Genomic DNA, 17,907 nt, shown 5'->3' with positions numbered 1-17,907 from the left:
TTTTTCAATTTCAAACTGCAACGCTCCCGATTGTAGTAATCCATATAGTCATCTATCTGCTTCATCAATTCATCTACCGTCAATTCACCTGCGTTATAGAAACACTCCGTCTTCAACACCGCAAAGAAGCTTTCCATCGGCGCATTGTCCCAACAGTTCGCCTTTCGCGACATGCTTTGAACCATGGAATGCTCCGCAAGCAATTCCCTATACCCCGCCGTACGGTACAGCACACCTTGGTCCGAATGCAGCATCGTTCCTTTATCAGTCAGACGGGGTGCGGCTTTTTCGAGCATTTCCTTCACCATTTCGCTGTCGGCTCTGCGGCTCATGGCGTAGGCGACGATCTCGCGGTTGAACAAGTCCAATATCGGCGAGAGGTACAGTTTGCCGTCCTTTCCTTTGAGTTCGGTCACGTCGGTCAGCCATTTTTCGTTGGGCTTTCGGGCTTTGAACCGGCGTTTGAGGAGGTTTTCCGATATTTCGCCCATAGCGGGATGGCGGTAGGCTTTTTTCGCCCGTATGAGGGCTTTCAGTTCCAACTGCTTCATCAACCGCGCCACTTTTTTGCGGTTCCAACCCAATGCGGCGGCAATGCGCCTTTGTCCGTAGCGTCCTTTATGCCGCCGGTAGGTTTCGACAAGGAGGGCTTTGTCGGCTTCGTCGGGGTCGGGTCGGTCTTGGTGATGGTAGTAAAAGCTGCTTTTGGGCAGGTTTGCGATGTGCAGCAGGTATTTGAGCGGGTGTTGCTCCCTCAGTGTTTGGACGGTTTGGCTTTGTCCTTTGCGGTCCGCTTTTGGCTGAGGGCTTTTAACTCCTTTAGGTAGGCGACCTCTGCGCGCATATAGCACAGTTCTTCAATAAGCTCTGCCTGCGTTTTTTCTTGGTCGGGTTTATCTGCGATGAAGGGGTTTTTGCGGTGTTGGGGCATGGTTTTGGATTGGGGATGTTCGAGTGCGCCGATACCGCCTTCTTGATAGGCGCGTATCCATCGTCTCAGGTGGGTTCGGGAAATGCCGTAGTGGTCTGCGGTACGCTGCTGGCTGCGTATATGCAGGTAGTGGAGTACGGCTTGGTATTTGAAGTGTAATGTATATTTGCTCATAAAAAAACTGCACCTTGTGAGTTGGAGGGGATGTCCAACTTTTGGGGTGCAGTTCAAACTTGAAAGACAGGTTTTCAGACGACCTTTTTGATTTGTTGCATTGGAATTGATATTACGTTAACGGCTTTGGTTTGCTTTGCCGCCTTGTCTTATGGATAAAGAATCCCGCTGTATGCCTTATTCCGTAAAGAAAGTATGCGCGCCGAGATAATGTTTGGCGTAATACTGGCTGGAGAGTTTTTCGGTTTTGATGGTTTTGCCGCTGCTTGGGGCGTGGATAAATTCGCCGTTGCCGATGTAGAGGCCGACGTGGGAATATTGGGATGAACCGCCGGTGTTGAAAAAGACGAGGTCACCGGCTTTTAGTTGGTTGTCGGGGATTTTGCGGCTGGCTGCCGCCATGTCGCGGGCGGTTCGCGGGAGACTGACGCCGAGGGCGTTTTTATAGACGAATTGAATCATGCCGCTGCAGTCGAAGCCGGTGGCAGTGCTGCTGCCGCCCCATCTGTAAGGCGTGCCGATTAGCCCCATGCTGTGCAGCATAAGTTCTTGCGAGCCTTGAGTGCGGTCGATGTTGCTGATGCGGACGGGTTGGACTGTTCGGACGGTGTTGTGGGTTTTGGTCTTCGGGTGATGTTTGCCGGAAAAAAGGCCGCAGGATGCGAGGGGCAGGATGATGGCGGCGGTCAGGGCGGTGCGGATAATCGGTTTCATGGGATTCCTTTTTAGGGACGTTTCAGACGAGGTTTGGCAAGAGGTCGTCTGAAAAAGGTTTTTCTATAGTGGATTAACTTTAAACCAGCACGGCGTTGCCTCGCCTTAGCTCAAAGAGAACGATTCTCTAAGGTGCTGAAGCACCAAGTGAATCGGTTCTGTACTATCTGTACTGTCTGCGGCTTCGTCGCCTTGTCCTGGTTTAAATTTAATCCACTATATTTGTGTGATGGGTTAGTCCGTATTTTTGTTTTGAGGTCGTCTGAAAACTTGAAATACAGGTTTTCAGACGACCTTTCGTTTGGGTCTTACAGCAATCCTTCTATCGGCAGGATGGAGAGGATTTTGGAGGTAACGCGTTTCCAGAATTTGGCTTCCGGTTCGGCGGAGTAGGTTTTTTGGGTGGCGGGGTCGTACCAGTGCAGTTTGTTGTATTTGTCGAGGGTGACCTGATAGGCGTATTTCGGGGTGGTATTGACGAGGGTGCGCTGCATTTCGCCTGCGATTTTGGGGCTTTCGAGGACGACGCCCATTTCGGTGTTGAGTCTGGCGGATCGCGGGTCGAGGTTGAATGAGCCGATGAAGACGCGTTTTTCGTCCACGATGAAGGTTTTGGCGTGCAGGCTGGTGGCGGAGCTGCCGGTCAGACCGCGGTCTTTGGTGGTGGGGACGGCGTGGTTGGGTTGCAGCTCGTAGAGTTTGACACCGGCTTTGAGCAGGGGTTTGCGGTATTTGACGTAGCCTGAATGGACGGCGGCGACATCGGTCGCTTGGAGCGAGTTGGTCAGGACGGTTACGTCCACGCCATTTTTGACGAGTTGGTCGAGCGCGCGCACGCCTGATTTGGTGGGAACGAAATAGGGCGAAACGAGATAGACGCTTTTTTCGGGCGTTTTCAGGGCGTTTTGCATGCGGTCGAAAATGGGCGGTTTGTGGCGGTCGCGGTCCAGCCCTTTGGCGGGGTCGTCGCTGATCAGGCGGGTGTGGACGCTTTGCCAGTCTATGCTGTTGCTCTGCATTTTTTTTGTAGAGTTCGGAATTTTCGATGCTGTTGCGGTAGCGGCTGAGGGTTTCGTTTTTGTCTTTGTCGTTGTAACCCAGCTCTTGGAAGCCTTTTTCGATATCGCCTTTTTTGATGATGCTGGCGACGGTGTAGGAGGAATGGCTTGCCCAATAGCGGTCGAAGTCTTGAGAAACTTCGGTCACGACGCGGCCGGTGGCGAGGATGTCGAGGTCGGCAAAGATGGTGTCTTCGCCGACTTTAAAATATTCGTCGCCGATATTGCGCCCGCCGAGGATGGTGGCGCGGTTGTCGGCGGTGAAGGATTTGTTGTGCATCCGGCGGTTGAGGCGTGGGAAGTCGGTCAAATAGCCCAGCGCGCGCCATTTGCGGCGGACGAAGGGGTTGAACAGGCGAATTTCGATATTGGGATGGCTGTCGAGGGCGAGCAGGACGTTGTCCAGACCGTTGGTGTTGTTGTCGTCCAGCAGCAGGCGCACGCGCACGCCGCGTTCGGCGGCACGGTGGATCAGGTTGAACATGAGCTTGCCGGAGATGTCGTTGTGCCAGATGTAGTATTGGAGGTCTAGGGTGTGGTCGGCGGCTTCAATCAGGGCGGCGCGGGCGACGAAGGCTTCGTGCGCGTCGTTGAGCAGATAAACATTGGAAATATCGCCTCCGGTTTTGGCAGTGGCGGTGTTGAGCAGGGCATCCATGCGCGGGGCGGAACGGATGTCGAGGTAGTGGCTTTCAGGGCGATCGTCCAGTGAGGGCAGGCCGGCGCAACCTGTCAGAAAAACCGGAAGCATAAGGATGAGATGGATTTTTTCATTCTTGAGGGTGTTTCAGACGACCTTCTGCGCTGAAACGGTATTTTTATTTAGAAGGGTCGTCTGAAAAGAAGTTCGATGTTTATACGGTTCGCATTTTAACCTATTTTTTTGAAGTCGTTAGGTTGCGTCCGTCGGAAATGTGCAGGCGGCTGAATATGGTGCTGGAGACAAGCGTAATCAAGCCGATGGAAAGCAGGGTAAGGCGGAATGAGAGGTGGAGGTTGCCTGCGGTGAAGCTGCTTTGCGACCAGTTTTGCAGGATAAGCGCGCCGAGCGCAATGCCGAGGCTGATGGCGAGTTGTTGGTTGACCGCCATCAGGCTGTTGCCGCTGCCGGTTTGGTGCGCGCGCAGGTCGGCGATGGTCAGGGTGTTCATGGCGGAAAATTGGATGGAGTTGCAGGTGCCGATGAGGAGCAGCAGGACAATCCAGACGCTTAAGGATGTGTCGGCGTCGGGTAGGGCAAGCAGCATAATCAGTATGGCGAGGAGGCGCGTGTTCCAAATCAACACGTTGCGGTAGCCGAAGCGCGACATCAGGGGCTTGATGAGCGGTTTGACAACAAGCGAGGCGAAAGCGACGGGCGCGACCAGCCAGCCGGATACGCTGGCGGCAAAGCCGAACGCGACTTGAAACAATAGCGGCAGCAAAAAGGGGATGGAACTGATGCCGAGCCGGCTGAACAGATTGCCTGTCAGACCCAGCCGGAAGGTGCGGACTTGGAACAAATCCGCCGCATAAATCGGGTTGGTGGCGGTTTTCATGTGGCGGTAGTAGAGCAGGGCAAATGCTGTGCCGCCGAGTGCGAGTAAGAGCGAAAACCAAACTGCGCCAGAGTGGGACACCATTTCCACCGCCAACATCAAGAGACACGCCGCCGAAGCGAAAGTCAGGTAGCCACTCAAGTCCAGAACCGTATTTTCGCCTTTGACATCGGGCATAATCCGCCAGCCCAGCAAAACGCCGAGCAGCCCTATGGGCAGGTTCATCAGGAAAATCCAATGCCAAGATGCGTATTCGACCAAATAGCCGCCGACCAAAGGGCCGAATATCGGGCCGATCAGCGCGGGCATCACGGCATAGTTGATGGCGTTGAGCAGTTGAGATTTGTCGTACACGCGCAAAATCGTCAGGCGCGGTACGGGTACCAACATCGACCCGCCTATGCCCTGAATCACCCGTGCCATCACCAGCATGGGCAGATTGGCTGCCGCCGCACACAATGCCGATCCGAGCATAAAAATGCCGATTGAACCGAAAAATACGTTTTTAGTGCCGAACCTGTCCACCAAATAGCCGCTTAAAGGGATCAGTAGAGCAACGGTCAGCGTATAGGAAATCGCCGCCAGCTGCATATTGAGCGGCGATACTTTGAAATCTTTGGCGATTTCAGGTAGGGCGGTGTTCAGAATCGTCGCGTCCAGCATTTGCATGAAAATCGCAATCGCCAACAGCAGGGGCAGCCATCGGGACGGGCGGACGGGCGGCGTTTCCGAAACGTTTGATTCGGTTTTGTTCATAGGGATGAATTGTAACTGATTTGGCAGGAGGTCGTCTGAAAGGCGGCTTGCTCTTTCAGGCTTTGGGATGAGAACCGGATGGCTGCTGGATAAATGGATTTTTTAGAGATTTGTTGACTTGAAGATGAAGAAACGAGCGGGTTGCGCCTATGGGGAAAGGCGGTGGGCAGGTTGTGTGTGGAACATTTATTTTGTCGAAAAGGTCGTCTGAAAACGGGCAATACCGGTTTTCAGACGACCTTTGCGTTTTTAAGCTGCTTAAATCATCAGGCGATTTCGAGCCACATCACTTGGTAGGGACGCAGCACCAAATCCTGATTCAATGCCACGGTTTCGCCGCTGATGAGGTCTTTGGCGCGGGCGGGCATGGCTTGCAGGGTGTGCGCGCTGATGGTTTGCGGGTGTTCGCTGAAGTTGCCGAACGCCAACAGCGCGTTGTTGCGGATGTAGCCGATGATGTGTTTGTTGTTGGTGTTGAAGGTAACCAGACGGCCGCCGTTCAAGCGCGGGTTGTTTTGGCGGATGTCTATCATGTGGCGCAGGCCTTGATAGATTTGTCCTGCCGCGGTTGACGGGTCGTGGCGCTGTTCGTACAACTCGGCGTTGTAACGCGGACGGTGCGCCCAGCGGCTGTCATCGCTCTTGTTGCGGTCGTTCGACCAGTCGTCGTCGTTGAGCGTGCCGACTTCGTCGCCGAGATAAATCAGGGGTAGGCCGCCGGTGCTCAGGGCGATGCTGTACAAGAGTTTGATGCGGTCAACGGCGTGTGGGTCGTGTTGCGCCAAACCTGCCAAGGCGGCGGCAGTACCGCTGACGCGGCAGTCGCCGGTGTTGGGGTTGTATTGGAAGGGGACGCCGCGCGCGAAGCTGCCGTCGAAATGGTTGACGAAGAAGCGGTTGAGGAATTGGCGGTGGTCGTAGCCGTGGATGCCGAATTGTGATGCGTCTTCGTCGGCAAACGTCCAGCCGATGTCGTCATGGCTGCGGACGTAGTTGACCCATGCGGTATGGTCGGGCAGGTTGTGGCGGTAGGAGAGGGCTTGGTGGAGCAGGTTGACTTCGCGGGTGGCGAGGGTGTTCCACAACAATGCCATTTGCAGCGGGTTGTAGCCGATTTGGCATTCGTCTTGTCCGATGTATTGGACGACTTGGTCGGGGTGGACGATGGCTTCGGATTTGAAGAACACGGCAGGTGCGGCGATGCGCATGACGGCGTTAAACGCGCGGATTAAGGCGTGGGCTTGTGGCAGGTTTTCGCAATCCGTACCCATTTGTTTCCAAATAAAGGCGACGGCGTCCATACGCAGGATGTCGACGCCCAGATTGGCGAGGAACATCATTTCGCCTGCCATGGCACGGAATACCCATGGATTGCTGTAATTCAAATCCCATTGGAAGGAGTTGAACGTCGTCCATACCCAGCGTCCGTCTTCTAATTGGGAGAAGCCGCCCGGATGCTGGTCGGGAAAGATTTCGCGCAGGGTGCGGTCGTATTGGTCGGGCATCCAGCGGTCGGGGAAGATATAGTAGAAATTGTCGAAAAGCGGATCGCCGGCGGCGCAGCGTTTCGCCCATTCGTGTTCGTTGGACGTGTGGTTGAAGATGAAATCGACGACGGCGGAAATGCCCGCTTCGTGCAGCGCGGCAATGACATCGCGCAAATCGTCTATCGTACCCAAAGCTGGATTGACGTCGCGGTAACTGCTGACCGCATAGCCGCCGTCGCTCTTGCCTTCAGGGCATTTAAACAGGGGCATCATGTGCAGATAGGTCAGCCCCAGTTCTTGAAAATAAGGGATTTTGGCTTTCAAGCCTTTCAAATCGCCCGCGAACAAATCGACATAACACACGCCGCCGACCTGTTTATTGGACAAAATCCAATCGGGGTCATTCTCACGCGCGGCATCGATGGCTTTCAGAGACTTGTCGCGTTGGGAATAGCTTTGCCATGCTTGGGCAATCAGTTGTTCCAGCATGGGCAGGACGGCTTCGTTGTCGTTGTAAACGTTGTCCAGCTCGTGCATCAGCTTGGGAAAATGCTCGTTCAAACGCCGGTCAAACTGTTTCCAGTCTTCGGAAGCTTCGACGGTCGCACGCTGTTTGGGGCTATATTCTGCCAAGGCGCGCTCTTTGAGATGATGCAGGGTCAAATCGACCTGTTGGGTCTGGGTCAACATGATGTTTACTCCGAGTTGAGGTTGGATTTGTTTGGAAGCCTGATTCCTGCTGCCTGCGCCGCTGAAACGCATGCAGGCTTAAGGCAAAATCGAGAAGTCCATCATACTGTAAGAAGCTGTTTGTGCATAGTAGCCTGAAATGGTTGGGAAAATAGGCTTTTAATCGGGTTGGGGTCGTCTGAAAACGGTATGGATTTTTTTATATGGGTTGGCGTGGGTTTGAATGCTTGGTATTTAATGTTAATTGGGTGGTTATTTTTTAGATAAATGGCTCTATTTTTTATGTTCTGAACAATAATTTGCTGATGTGTCGGCTGTGTATTTATCCAATAGGCAATATTTGGGTATTGGATGAGGAGGTGAACACATTTATTTTCTTGGATAAAGGACAACGGGCGTTTTTTGAAGAAGATAATTTTGTTTGATGGAAGTCAAAGGTCGTTGATGGGGAAGTTTGGGCGTATTGGCTTGGAAGAATAGGGTGTTGCCATGACTGAGTTTAAAGAGCGTAAACATCGAAATATAGTGGATTAACTTTAAACCAGTACGGCGTTGCCTCGCCTTAGCTCAAAGAGAACGATTCTCTAAGGTGCTGAAGCACCAAGTGAATCGGTTCCGTACTATCTGTACTGTCTGCGGCTTCGTCGCCTTGTCCTGATTTAAATTTAATCCACTATAAAAGGTCGTCTGAAAACCTGCAATATCGGTTTTCAGACGACCTTTTGAGCTTTAAAGCGTTAACCGTTTACAGCGGCCATTTCAGCGCGGGATTGCTTTCGATGACGGCTTTGAACTGGTTTTGAATCCGCTCGATGGCTTCGTCGGAATCTGCCTCGAAGCGCAACACCAAAATCGGCGTGGTATTGGAGGCGCGCATCAGACCGAAGCCGTCGGGGAATTCCACGCGCAGGCCGTCGATGGTGATGATTTCGGTCGCGCCTTCGAATTTGGCTTTGGCGGCGAGTTCGTCGATAACCTGATGGCCGTTGCTGCCTTCGGGCAGGTCGATGTTGAGTTCGGGCGTGGAAATGCTTTGCGGTAGGCTGTTCAACACTTCGGACGGATTGTCGAAGGCAGACAGGATTTCCAAGAGGCGTGCGCCGGCGTACATGCCGTCGTCGAAGCCGAACCAGCGTTCTTTGAAGAAGATGTGTCCGCTCATTTCGCCGGCAACCAGCGCGCCGGTTTTTTTCATGGTGGACTTGATGAAGCTGTGGCCGGTTTTCTCCATGACGGCTTCGCCGCCGTGTTCTTTAATCCACGGTGCGAGCAGGCGGGTGGATTTGACGTCGAAGATGACTTTCGCGCCGGGGTTGCGGCTCAAAACGTCTTGGGCGAACAGCATGAGCTGGCGGTCGGGATAAATAATGTTACCGTCTTTGGTGACGACGCCCAAGCGGTCGGCATCGCCGTCAAAAGCCAAGCCGATTTCGGCGTCGCTGTTTTTCAGTGCGGCAATCAAATCTTGCAGGTTTTTCGGTTTGGAAGGGTCGGGATGGTGGTTGGGGAAATTGCCGTCCACTTCGCAGAAAAGTTCGGTCACTTCGTTGCCCAAACCTTTGTAGAGCTTGCCTGCGAATGCGCCGCCTACGCCGTTGCCCGCGTCGATGGCGATTTTCATGGGGCGTTTGAGTTTGACGTGGCCGACGATGTGGTTGTGGTATTCGCCGGAGATGTCTTTTTCGGTTACGCTGCCTTTTTTATCGGAAGCGGTCAGTTTGTCGGCTTCGATCAGGGCAAGCAGTTCTTGGATGGCTTCGCCTGCGAGGGTATCGCCGCCGAGCATCATTTTGAAGCCGTTGTAATCGGGCGGATTGTGGCTGCCGGTAATCATCACGCCGCTGCCGCCGCATTCGTTGATGGCGGCGAAATACAGCATGGGGGTGGCGACCATGCCGACATTGAGGACGTCGATGCCGCTGTCGGTAAAGCCGCGCTGGATGTGTTCCATCAGTTCGGGACCGCTCAAGCGTCCGTCGCGTCCGAGTGCGATGCGGGTAATGCCTTGTTCGGAGGCTCGGGTGGCGATGGCTTTGCCGATGAGGTAGGCGGCTTCGTTGGTCAGGGTTTTGCCGACAATGCCTCGGATGTCGTAGGCTTTGAAGATGTCGCGGGCAATGTTTGCCATGATGGTTTCCTTTGTGATTGTGAATGGAAAACGGGCTTATTCTAACATAGGCAAAGGTCGTCTGAAGGCTTTCAGACGACCTTTGGGGGTTATATCAAATAACCATTCACTGCGGTTTCAATCAATTGCCGAAAGTGTTGCATTGATTGATGTCGCCGCTGTCCAAACCGCGTTTGAGCCATGCCATGCGCTGTTCGGACGAGCCGTGTGTAAAGCTGTCGGGAACGACGTAGCCCTGCCCGTCTTTCTGCAGGCGGTCGTCGCCGACGGATTCGGCAGCCAGCATGGCTTTGGGGATGTCTTCGGGTTTGAAGATATTATTGTTGACGGCGTAATGCCCCCAAATGCCCGCGTAGCAGTCCGCCTGCAATTCGAGTTTGACGGAAAGGGCATTGGCTTCTTTTTTGCCGACCTGCTGCTGCATTCTGTGGACTTTGGGCAGGATACCGAGCAGGTTTTGGACGTGGTGTCCGACTTCGTGTGCGATGACGTAGGCAAACGCGGCATCGCTGGCAGAGTTGAGTTTGGTCTGCATATCCCTATAAAAGTCTAAGTCGAGATAGACTTTTTGGTCGCCCGGGCAGTAAAACGGCCCCATTGCCGATTGACCCATGCCGCAGGCGGTGGATGTGCCGCCGTTGTATAACACCAGCGTGGTCGGGGTGTAGGTCCGTCCGATTTGTTTGAAATAGCTGCCCCAAGCTTTTTCAGTGTCGGCGAGGACGACGCGGGCAAGTTCGTTCAGCTCGGCTTCTTCTTGAGGCTTGAGCTGGGAGGTTTGGGTTGAACCCGTACCCATGGAAGGCGTGCCAACCAAGCCGCTCAAATCGACGCCGTAATAAGCGCCGATCAAAACGACGATGATGCCGAGGATGCCGGGCGTTCTACCGCCGCCGCCTCCACCGCTGCTGCCGCGTCGGTCTTCTACGTTTTGACTCTGTTCGCGTCCTTTCCAATCCATCTTGTGTGTTCCTTGTTGTGAAGTGATATGGGGCGGATTATACCGTGAAGGGGCGGAGTGATGCCTGCCTATATGAGAAAAGGTCGTCTGAAAACACCAAACGGAGTTTTCAGACGACCTTTGTGCAGATAAACCGTTGGGTATTTCAACCAACGACGAGGACAGTCAGGCTTTGTGCCTGATTTCCCAACACTGATGGATTTTCTTGTTGCGGAAATCGTCGGGAACGGATTGTTTGGAAATGTCTTTGACGGCGTATTGTTCCGATACCGAATCGTCCAAGACGAAGCTGCGCAAGTTGTTGGAGAAGTACAAAAGACCGTCTGAAGCGAGCAGGTTCATCGCGCCGTCAATCAACTTTTTGTGGTCGCGCTGGATGTCGAGGATGTCGAGCATCTTTTTGCTGTTGGAGAAGCTAGGCGGATCCATGACGATGAGGTCGAACTGTTTGCCTTCGGCGGCGGCGTTTTGCAGGTATTGGAACACGTCGGCGCGGACGATTTTGTGTTGTTCGGGGCTGATGCCGTTGAGTTCGAAATTGCGTTTCGCCCAATCGAGATAAGTGTTGGACAAATCGACGGTTTCGCTGGATGCCGCGCCGCCGGTGGCGGCATAGACGGTGAAGCTGCCGGTGTAGGAAAACAGGTTGAGGAAGCGTTTGCCCGCTGCGGTTTCGCCGACTTTTTTGCGCGTGTTGCGGTGGTCGAGGAAGAGGCCGGTGTCGAGGTATTTGTCGAGGTTGACCCAAAATTTGCGGCCGTTTTCGGTGATGACGAAATCGTCGCCGGTTTTGCCGGTTTTCTCGTATTGCTGCAAGCCTTTTTGGCGTTCGCGGCGTTTGAGGTGGATTTGTTCGGGCGCAAAACCGGTAACGAAGGCGACGGCTTCCAATACTTCGGCAAGCCACGCTTCGTATTCTTCGGGCTGCATCAGCCAGCCGGTATCGTATTCCTGAAGGTGGATTTGGTCGCCGTAAACATCGACGGCGAAGGGGAATTGGGGGATGTCGCGGTCGTAAATGCGCCAGGCTTCGATGCCGTTGCGTTTCGCCCATTTCATGAGGTGTTTGATGTTTTTGCCCATGCGGTTGGCAAAGGGTGTGATGTCGGTCATGGTTTCAGACGGCCTGAATGAGGATTGGGAAGGGTTTGAATTTTAACGCACTTGATGCCTTTTTGCTTGACCGTTATCCATAAAATCGATATTATCCGCCGTTCGCCTTTTTATACGAAGCCATCGTCTTCCAACCTAAACCGCCGTTTCGGGCGCGTTTCTTTTATTGCTTGCTTATTTGCCAAGCCTTTCTGTGCAGGTTGTCGTCGATGTTAACCACAAGCAAGATGCTTGCGACAACCCTGTAACTTCACATTTCCCGTATCGTTACTTTCCTTTGCTTCAGGTCGTCTGAAAACCGTTCAGACGTGCGCGTTGTTGTCTTTTTAGGATAGCCATGTCTATTAAATTTGCCGATTTGAACCTTGATAAAAACATTTTGTCTGCCGTGCGCAGCGAGGGTTACGAAAGCCCGACGCCGATTCAGGCGCAAGCCATTCCGTTTGCTTTGGAAGGCCGCGACATCATGGCTTCGGCACAAACCGGCTCCGGCAAAACCGCCGCCTTCCTGCTGCCGACGTTGCAGCGGCTGACCAAACGCAGCGAAAAACCGGGCAAAGGCCCGCGCGCGTTGGTGTTGACGCCGACCCGCGAATTGGCGGCGCAAGTTGAGAAAAACGCGCTGGCGTATGCTAAAAATATGCGCTGGTTCCGCACCGTCAGCATCGTCGGCGGCGCATCTTTCGGCTACCAAACCCGCGCCCTGAGCAAACCGGTTGACCTGATTGTCGCCACGCCGGGTCGTCTGATGGACTTGATGCAAAGCGGCAAAGTCGACTTCGCCCGCTTGGAAGTGCTGATTTTGGACGAAGCTGACCGTATGCTGGACATGGGCTTTATCGACGACATCGAAACCATCGTCGAAGCTACCCCGACCGACCGTCAGACTTTATTGTTCTCCGCCACTTGGGACGGCGCGGTCGGTAAGCTGGCGCGCAAACTGACGAAAAACCCTGAAATCATCGAAGTCGAGCGCGTGGACGACCAGGGTAAAATCGAAGAGCAGCTGCTGTACTGCGACGATATGCGCCACAAAAACCGCCTGCTCGACTACATCCTGCGCGACGCCAATATCGACCAATGCGTGATTTTCACGTCCACCAAAGCCATGACCGAGGTCATCGCCGACGATTTGTACGAAAAAGGTTTCGCCGCCAACTGCCTGCACGGCGACATGCCGCAGGGCTGGCGCAACCGCACGCTGATGGATTTGCGCAAAGGCCGCTGCAAAATTTTGGTTGCCACCGACGTTGCCGCACGCGGTATCGACGTGCCGACCATTACCCACGTCATCAACTACGACCTGCCGAAACAGGCGGAAGACTACGTTCACCGCATCGGCCGTACCGGACGGGCAGGGCGCACGGGTATTGCGATTACCTTCGCCGAAGTGAACGAATACGTCAAAGTGCACAAAATCGAAAAATATATCGACCGTAAGCTGACCGAAGTGACCGTCGAAGGCATGGAACCGACCCGCAAGCGCAAATCCGCAGGCGGCAAGCCGAAAGGCAAAGGCGGCTGGGGCGATAGAAAATCCGGCGGCTGGCGCGGCGATAAGAAACCGGGTAAAGAAGGCTTCGGCGGCAAATCGCGCGGCGAAGGTTTCAAAAAAGAAGGATTTAAGAAAGGCGGCGAAGGCTTCAAAGGCAAACGTAAAGCCAACGATTCTTTCGGCTCGAAACCAAGCCGTCCAGCGAAAAGAGGCTGATGCTAAAGTCAAATCAATAGCGGATATAGTGGATTAAATTTAAATCAGGACAAGGCGAGGCAATGCCGTACTGGTTTAAAATTAATCCACTATATGAAGAAACCTTGATACCGCGTTGCCTAACAAAAAGGTCGTCTGAAAATTGATTTCAGACGACCTTTTATTTTAAACGTTCAACTTAAGCAGCAAAGCGTTTGGCGACTTCGTCCCAGTTGACGATTTCCCAGAAACCTTTCAGGTAGTTGGGACGGCTGTTGCGGTAGTCGATGTAGTAGGCGTGTTCCCATACGTCGCAGGTCAGCAGCGGAGTGTTTTCAGTGGTCAGCGGAGTTGCCGCGTTGGAAGTGGAAACCAAATCCAATTCGCCGGCAGGGGTTTTCACCAGCCATGCCCAACCGGAACCGAAAGTGCCTGCCGCGCAAGCGGAGAATGCTTCTTGGAATTTTTCGAAGCTGCCCCATTTGGCGTCGATGGCGGCGGCCAGTTCGCCGGAAGGTTTGCCTTGACCTTTAGGCGTGAAACCCAGCCAGTAGAAGGTGTGGTTCCAAGTTTGGGCTGCGTTGTTGAACACGCCGCCTGAAGATTTTTTCACAATCTCTTCCAAAGGCAGGTTTTCAAATTCGGTACCTTTGATTTGATTGTTCAGATTGGTGATGTAGGTTTGATGGTGTTTGCCGTAGTGGAACTCCAAAGTCTCTTTGCTCAGATGTGGGGACAATGCGTCCAGTTCATAAGGCAGTTGTGGCAGCTTATGTTCCATTTTAGTGCTCCTAAATTATTTATATATGATTGTATTTTGGTAGTGTTCGTCGGATGGTGCGGGTGTTCGCCCGCATCAGGCAACGGCTGCCATTTTACCTGCTTTAGATTAAAGAAACTAGGGCAGGCCGATATTTCGATCCTGTTGCAGTTTGAGAAAAATTGAGGGAAATCGGGTGTCGATACAGATATTTATCATGAATGAAGCAATGATTTCAGACGACCTTTTGCTATAATCCGTCCGTTTCCCCATGCTCCTTTTGATATGAACACCCCAAAAGCCTTTGCCATCCTCGGCCCGACTGCCGGCGGGAAAACCGCCCTTGCCTTGAAAATCGCCGAAGCCCTGCCGGTCGAAATCATCAGCCTCGATTCCGCGCTGGTGTACCGTGATATGGATATCGGCACGGCAAAGCCGACGGCTGCCGAGCTTGAAGCCGTGCCGCACCACCTTATCGACATCATCCCGCCGACGGAGTCTTACAGCGCGGCGGAGTTTGTCGGCGACTGCGTGCGGCTGGCGGAGGAAATCCGCGCGCGCGGCAGGCTGCCTTTGATTGTCGGCGGCACGATGATGTATTTCCACGCGCTGACCGAAGGCTTGAACGACCTGCCCGAAGCCGATGTCGCTGTGCGCGCCCGGTTGCAGGAAGAAAAACAACAATACGGCTTGGCGCATCTGTATCAAAGCCTGCAGACCATAGACCCTGAAACCGCAGGTCGTCTGAAACCGAACGACAGCCAACGTATCGAACGCGCTTTGGAAGTGTACCGCCTGACCGGCAAGCCCTTAAGCGCGCATTTTGCCGAAAAAGCCGACTACACCCCGCCGCTCGACCTCTGCACCACCGCCCTGATTCCCGAAAACCGCGCCTTGCTGCACGAAAACATCGCCCGCCGTTTCACGCAAATGCTGGAACAAGGCTTCATCGACGAAATGCGCGCCCTGCGCCAAAAATATCCCGAGCTGACCGCCGATATGCCCGCCATGCGCTGCGTCGGCTACCGACAGGCATGGGATTACCTCGAAGGCTTGACCGATTACGACACCTTTGTCGAAAAAGGCATCGCCGCCACCCGCCAGCTTGCCAAACGCCAACTCACTTGGCTGCGCAAAATCCCATTGGCGCACAGCATCGACCCCTACACCGACGGCAACCACGTTCAGACGACCTTGGCACTCGTCCGCCGCCATTTCCAAATCTAAAACGCCATGCCGACCCTGTTGACCACGCCGCCCGTCGCCCCGCAAACCTTAGCCGCCCTGCAAGCCCTCGGCATCCGCAGCGTAGAGGAGCTGCACGACACCGGTTCCGTCCAAGCCTTCCTACTGCTCAAAGCCGCCGGACTGACCGTCACCCGCAGCACGCTTTGGCAACTCGAAGCCCTGCTGCTCGGTATCAAACCTCAAGACCTACCGCAAACGCAGAAAACCGCTTTGGAACAAGCCCTTAAAAACCATCCGCCCGTCGCCGTTTTCCCCACATCGTCTGAAATGGAAACCTTCATGCGCGCCGCCTTAGTGCAGGCAGAACAATCCGCCCGCATCGGCGAAATCCCCGTCGGCGCGGTCATCGTCTCCAACAACCAAATCATCGCCGCCGCCCACAACACCTGCGTCAGCGACCACGACATCAGCCGCCACGCCGAAATCCGCGCCCTTGCCGCCGCAGGTGCCGCCCTTCAGAACTACCGCCTCGACGGCTGCGACCTCTACATCACGCTCGAACCCTGCGCCATGTGCGCCTCCGCCATCATCCAAGCCCGCGTCCGCCGCGTCATCTACGGCGCGGCAGAACCCAAAACCGGCGCCGCGGGCAGCGTTGTCAATCTGTTTGCCAACCCGCTGCTGAACAAGCACACGGCAATCAAAGGCGGCATCTTGGAAGACGAATGCAAAGCCGTTTTACAGGCATTTTTTCAGACGAGGCGCAAACAGTATTAAGCGCAAAAAAGGTCGTCTGAAAGCTTAAATCCAAGATTTCAGACGACCTTTTGAGAGATTGCGCACTTTGTTTCATCCCGTTTTTCAGCAATTCTGATAAATATCCGGCGCGCCGTATTAAAATACGGTTTTCAGACGACCCCATCCATAAGGAACCCGCCATGCACACCGAAACCGTTTTAACCGTATTAAAAAACCTGCAAAACCAAATCTGCGCTGCACTTGAGCAAGAAGACGGCGGGGCGGTGTTTGCGCGTGAAGAATGGACGGGCAAATTGGGCGTGGGCGAAACCCGCGTCTTGAAAAACGGCGCGGTATTCGAGCAGGCGGGCGTGAATTTTTCGCATGTGAAGGACAGTAAAATGCCCGCTTCGGCGACGGCGCACCGTCCTGAACTGGCGGGCGCAGCGTTTGAGGCAATGGGTGTGTCGCTGGTGATTCATCCGAAAAATCCGTATGTACCGACCAGCCATGCGAACGTGCGCTTTTTTATCGCGTATCCGGAAGGCGGCGAGCCTGTGTGGTGGTTCGGCGGCGGCTTTGATTTGACGCCGTTTTATCTGTTTGAAGAAGATATTTTGCATTGGCACACGGTGGCGCGGGACGTGTGCGCGCCGTTTGGGGAAGCGGTTTATCCCGAGTTCAAAAAATGGTGCGACGAGTATTTTTACCTGAAACACCGCGGCGAAACGCGCGGCGTGGGCGGTTTGTTTTTCGACGATTTGAACCGCTGGGATTTCGACACCTGCCTGAAGTTCATCAAGGCGGTCGGCGAAGGCTACATCGAAGCGTATCTGCCGATTGTGGCGAAACGCAAAAACACGCCGTACGGCGAACGCGAACGTGATTTTCAGCTTTACCGGCGCGGTCGTTATGTGGAATTTAATTTGGTTTGGGACAGGGGCACGCTATTCGGCCTGCAAAGCGGCGGGCGCACGGAAAGCATTTTGATGTCCATGCCGCCTTTGGTGCGTTTCGAGTATCAATACGCGCCGGAAGAAGGTTCGCCCGAAGCGCGGCTGAACGAGTTTCTCACCGCCCGCGACTGGCTCTCGGAGATGAAATAATGGCGGATAAACGCAAGCCCGACGCCCATCCTTCGGACAAATTCATCCTTGCCATGATTGTCATGGCGGTGTTCCTGGTGATCATCATCGGCGGCGGATTTATCGCCGTAGAGTATTTCAAGGCGCATCCTGAAGTGTTTGAATTGAAGCCGCCTGCGAAATAGTTTAGGAAGAAAGACAAAAGGTCGTCTGAAAACTTTTCAGACGACCTTTTTCAGCTTTAAAACCCCCTTGTTTACAAAACAGCCAAAGCCGCGTCGTAATCAGGCTCGTTGGCAATTTCGGCAACCAGTTCGCTGTGCAGGACTTTGTTGTTTTCGTCCAAAACCACAACGGCACGCGCAGTCAGTCCGCGCAACGGGCTGTCGGTCAGGGCGACGCCGTAATCGGCGGCAAAGCTGCTGCGGAACGTAGACAGGTTCACAACATTGTCCAAACCTTCCGCGCCGCAGAAACGCGCTTGGGCAAACGGCAGGTCGGCTGAAATGCACAGCACAACCGCGTTGTCCAAAGAAGACGCGCGTTGGTTAAACGTACGCACGGATTGGGCGCACACGCCGGTGTCGACGCTTGGGAAAATGTTCAATACTTTGCGTTTGCCCGCAAAATCCGCCAAAGTTTTGTCGGACAGGTCGGCAGCGGTCAGGCTGAATGCAGGCGCGGTTTGACCGACGGCAGGCAGGTCGCCGGAAGTGTGGACAGGGTTGTCGTGGAAGGTAATTTGAGCCATAAGGGTTTCCTTTTTGGGGTTGACGGAAAATAAATAGAGCGAAATGAATCGGTTATCGGTATCGGGCGAGAGCTTACAGATTGCGCACAGCAAAATGGGCCAACGCCGCGACAGCCGACAGTATAGCCGAAACCACTGTCTATTG

General features: G+C 54.0%; 15 protein-coding genes and 2 pseudogenes. 5 read left to right on the top strand and 12 right to left on the bottom strand.

Features of this window, described 5'->3' with window-relative positions:
• From HMPREF1028_RS15110 to HMPREF1028_RS03925, 10 genes and pseudogenes are all read right to left on the bottom strand, one after another.
• Window positions 1-851: IS3 family transposase (locus HMPREF1028_RS15110; protein ID WP_036529067.1), on the bottom strand; the 851-nt coding region annotated here is incomplete at its 3' end.
• Window positions 755-1,105, bottom strand: coding sequence for a helix-turn-helix domain-containing protein (locus HMPREF1028_RS03960; RefSeq protein WP_003744124.1), 351 nt, complete (start codon window positions 1,103-1,105; stop codon window positions 755-757). The genes HMPREF1028_RS03960 and HMPREF1028_RS15110, both read right to left, overlap by 97 nt.
• A 177-nt stretch (window positions 1,106-1,282) precedes the next feature.
• A complete protein-coding gene (locus tag HMPREF1028_RS03955; RefSeq protein ID WP_009311505.1) occupies window positions 1,283-1,819 on the bottom strand; it encodes a C40 family peptidase in 537 nt (178 codons plus the stop codon).
• Between the two features lie 158 nt (window positions 1,820-1,977).
• Window positions 1,978-2,043, bottom strand: a pseudogene (locus tag HMPREF1028_RS15355) (transposase); the annotation flags it as partial.
• An 84-nt stretch (window positions 2,044-2,127) separates the two neighbouring features.
• Window positions 2,128-3,628, bottom strand: a pseudogene (locus HMPREF1028_RS15705) (phospholipase D family protein).
• A gap of 124 nt (window positions 3,629-3,752) precedes the next feature.
• Window positions 3,753-5,171, bottom strand: a complete 1,419-nt coding sequence (locus HMPREF1028_RS03945; protein WP_009311501.1) for an MFS transporter — start codon at window positions 5,169-5,171, stop codon at window positions 3,753-3,755.
• Window positions 5,172-5,437: 266 nt separating this feature from the next.
• A complete protein-coding gene (locus HMPREF1028_RS03940; RefSeq protein ID WP_009311500.1) occupies window positions 5,438-7,348 on the bottom strand; it encodes an alpha-amylase family protein in 1,911 nt (636 codons plus the stop codon).
• A gap of 745 nt (window positions 7,349-8,093) precedes the next feature.
• Complete coding sequence (locus HMPREF1028_RS03935) at window positions 8,094-9,476, bottom strand: phosphomannomutase/phosphoglucomutase (protein ID WP_009311499.1); 1,383 nt, start codon at window positions 9,474-9,476, stop codon at window positions 8,094-8,096.
• 121 nt (window positions 9,477-9,597) lie between these two features.
• Entirely contained in the window at window positions 9,598-10,437 is an 840-nt protein-coding gene (locus HMPREF1028_RS03930) for a neutral zinc metallopeptidase (RefSeq protein WP_009311498.1), read from the bottom strand.
• A gap of 165 nt (window positions 10,438-10,602) precedes the next feature.
• Entirely contained in the window at window positions 10,603-11,550 is a 948-nt protein-coding gene (locus tag HMPREF1028_RS03925) for a class I SAM-dependent methyltransferase (protein WP_009311497.1), read from the bottom strand.
• A 337-nt stretch (window positions 11,551-11,887) separates the two neighbouring features.
• On the opposite strand from HMPREF1028_RS03925, the gene HMPREF1028_RS03920 reads away from it, so the two are divergent.
• Window positions 11,888-13,261, top strand: coding sequence for a DEAD/DEAH box helicase (locus HMPREF1028_RS03920; RefSeq protein ID WP_009311496.1), 1,374 nt, complete (start codon window positions 11,888-11,890; stop codon window positions 13,259-13,261).
• A gap of 178 nt (window positions 13,262-13,439) precedes the next feature.
• Here the strand turns inward: HMPREF1028_RS03920 and HMPREF1028_RS03915 are convergent, their stop codons facing one another.
• Window positions 13,440-14,021, bottom strand: a complete 582-nt coding sequence (locus tag HMPREF1028_RS03915) for a superoxide dismutase (RefSeq protein WP_003777725.1) — start codon at window positions 14,019-14,021, stop codon at window positions 13,440-13,442.
• 264 nt (window positions 14,022-14,285) lie between these two features.
• On the opposite strand from HMPREF1028_RS03915, the gene miaA reads away from it, so the two are divergent.
• The 4 genes from miaA to HMPREF1028_RS15100 all read left to right on the top strand — a co-directional run bounded on the left by miaA (window position 14,286) and on the right by HMPREF1028_RS15100 (window position 17,196).
• Window positions 14,286-15,227 (top strand): tRNA (adenosine(37)-N6)-dimethylallyltransferase MiaA, encoded by a 942-nt coding sequence (gene miaA, locus HMPREF1028_RS03910; RefSeq protein WP_009311495.1) that lies wholly within the window; start codon window positions 14,286-14,288, stop codon window positions 15,225-15,227.
• A 15-nt stretch (window positions 15,228-15,242) separates the two neighbouring features.
• A complete protein-coding gene (gene tadA / locus HMPREF1028_RS03905) occupies window positions 15,243-15,965 on the top strand; it encodes a tRNA adenosine(34) deaminase TadA (RefSeq protein ID WP_036529156.1) in 723 nt (240 codons plus the stop codon).
• A 161-nt stretch (window positions 15,966-16,126) separates the two neighbouring features.
• Entirely contained in the window at window positions 16,127-17,032 is a 906-nt protein-coding gene (gene hemF / locus HMPREF1028_RS03900) for an oxygen-dependent coproporphyrinogen oxidase (RefSeq protein WP_009311493.1), read from the top strand.
• Window positions 17,032-17,196 carry a hypothetical protein gene (locus tag HMPREF1028_RS15100; protein ID WP_003760121.1) on the top strand — a complete coding sequence of 55 codons (165 nt, stop codon included), beginning with the start codon at window positions 17,032-17,034 and terminating at the stop codon, window positions 17,194-17,196. Before hemF ends, HMPREF1028_RS15100 begins: the two co-directional genes overlap by 1 nt.
• Before the next feature lie 71 nt (window positions 17,197-17,267).
• Here the strand turns inward: HMPREF1028_RS15100 and tpx are convergent, their stop codons facing one another.
• Window positions 17,268-17,762 carry a thiol peroxidase gene (tpx, locus tag HMPREF1028_RS03895; protein ID WP_009311492.1) on the bottom strand — a complete coding sequence of 165 codons (495 nt, stop codon included), beginning with the start codon at window positions 17,760-17,762 and terminating at the stop codon, window positions 17,268-17,270.
• Between the last annotated feature and the right edge of the window lie 145 nt (window positions 17,763-17,907).

The sequence above is a fragment of the Neisseria sp. GT4A_CT1 genome (assembly GCF_000227275.1).
GTDB lineage: Bacteria > Pseudomonadota > Gammaproteobacteria > Burkholderiales > Neisseriaceae > Neisseria.
Note: the sequence above shows the minus strand (reverse complement) of the source record. Positions and strands in the feature narration are given on the sequence as shown.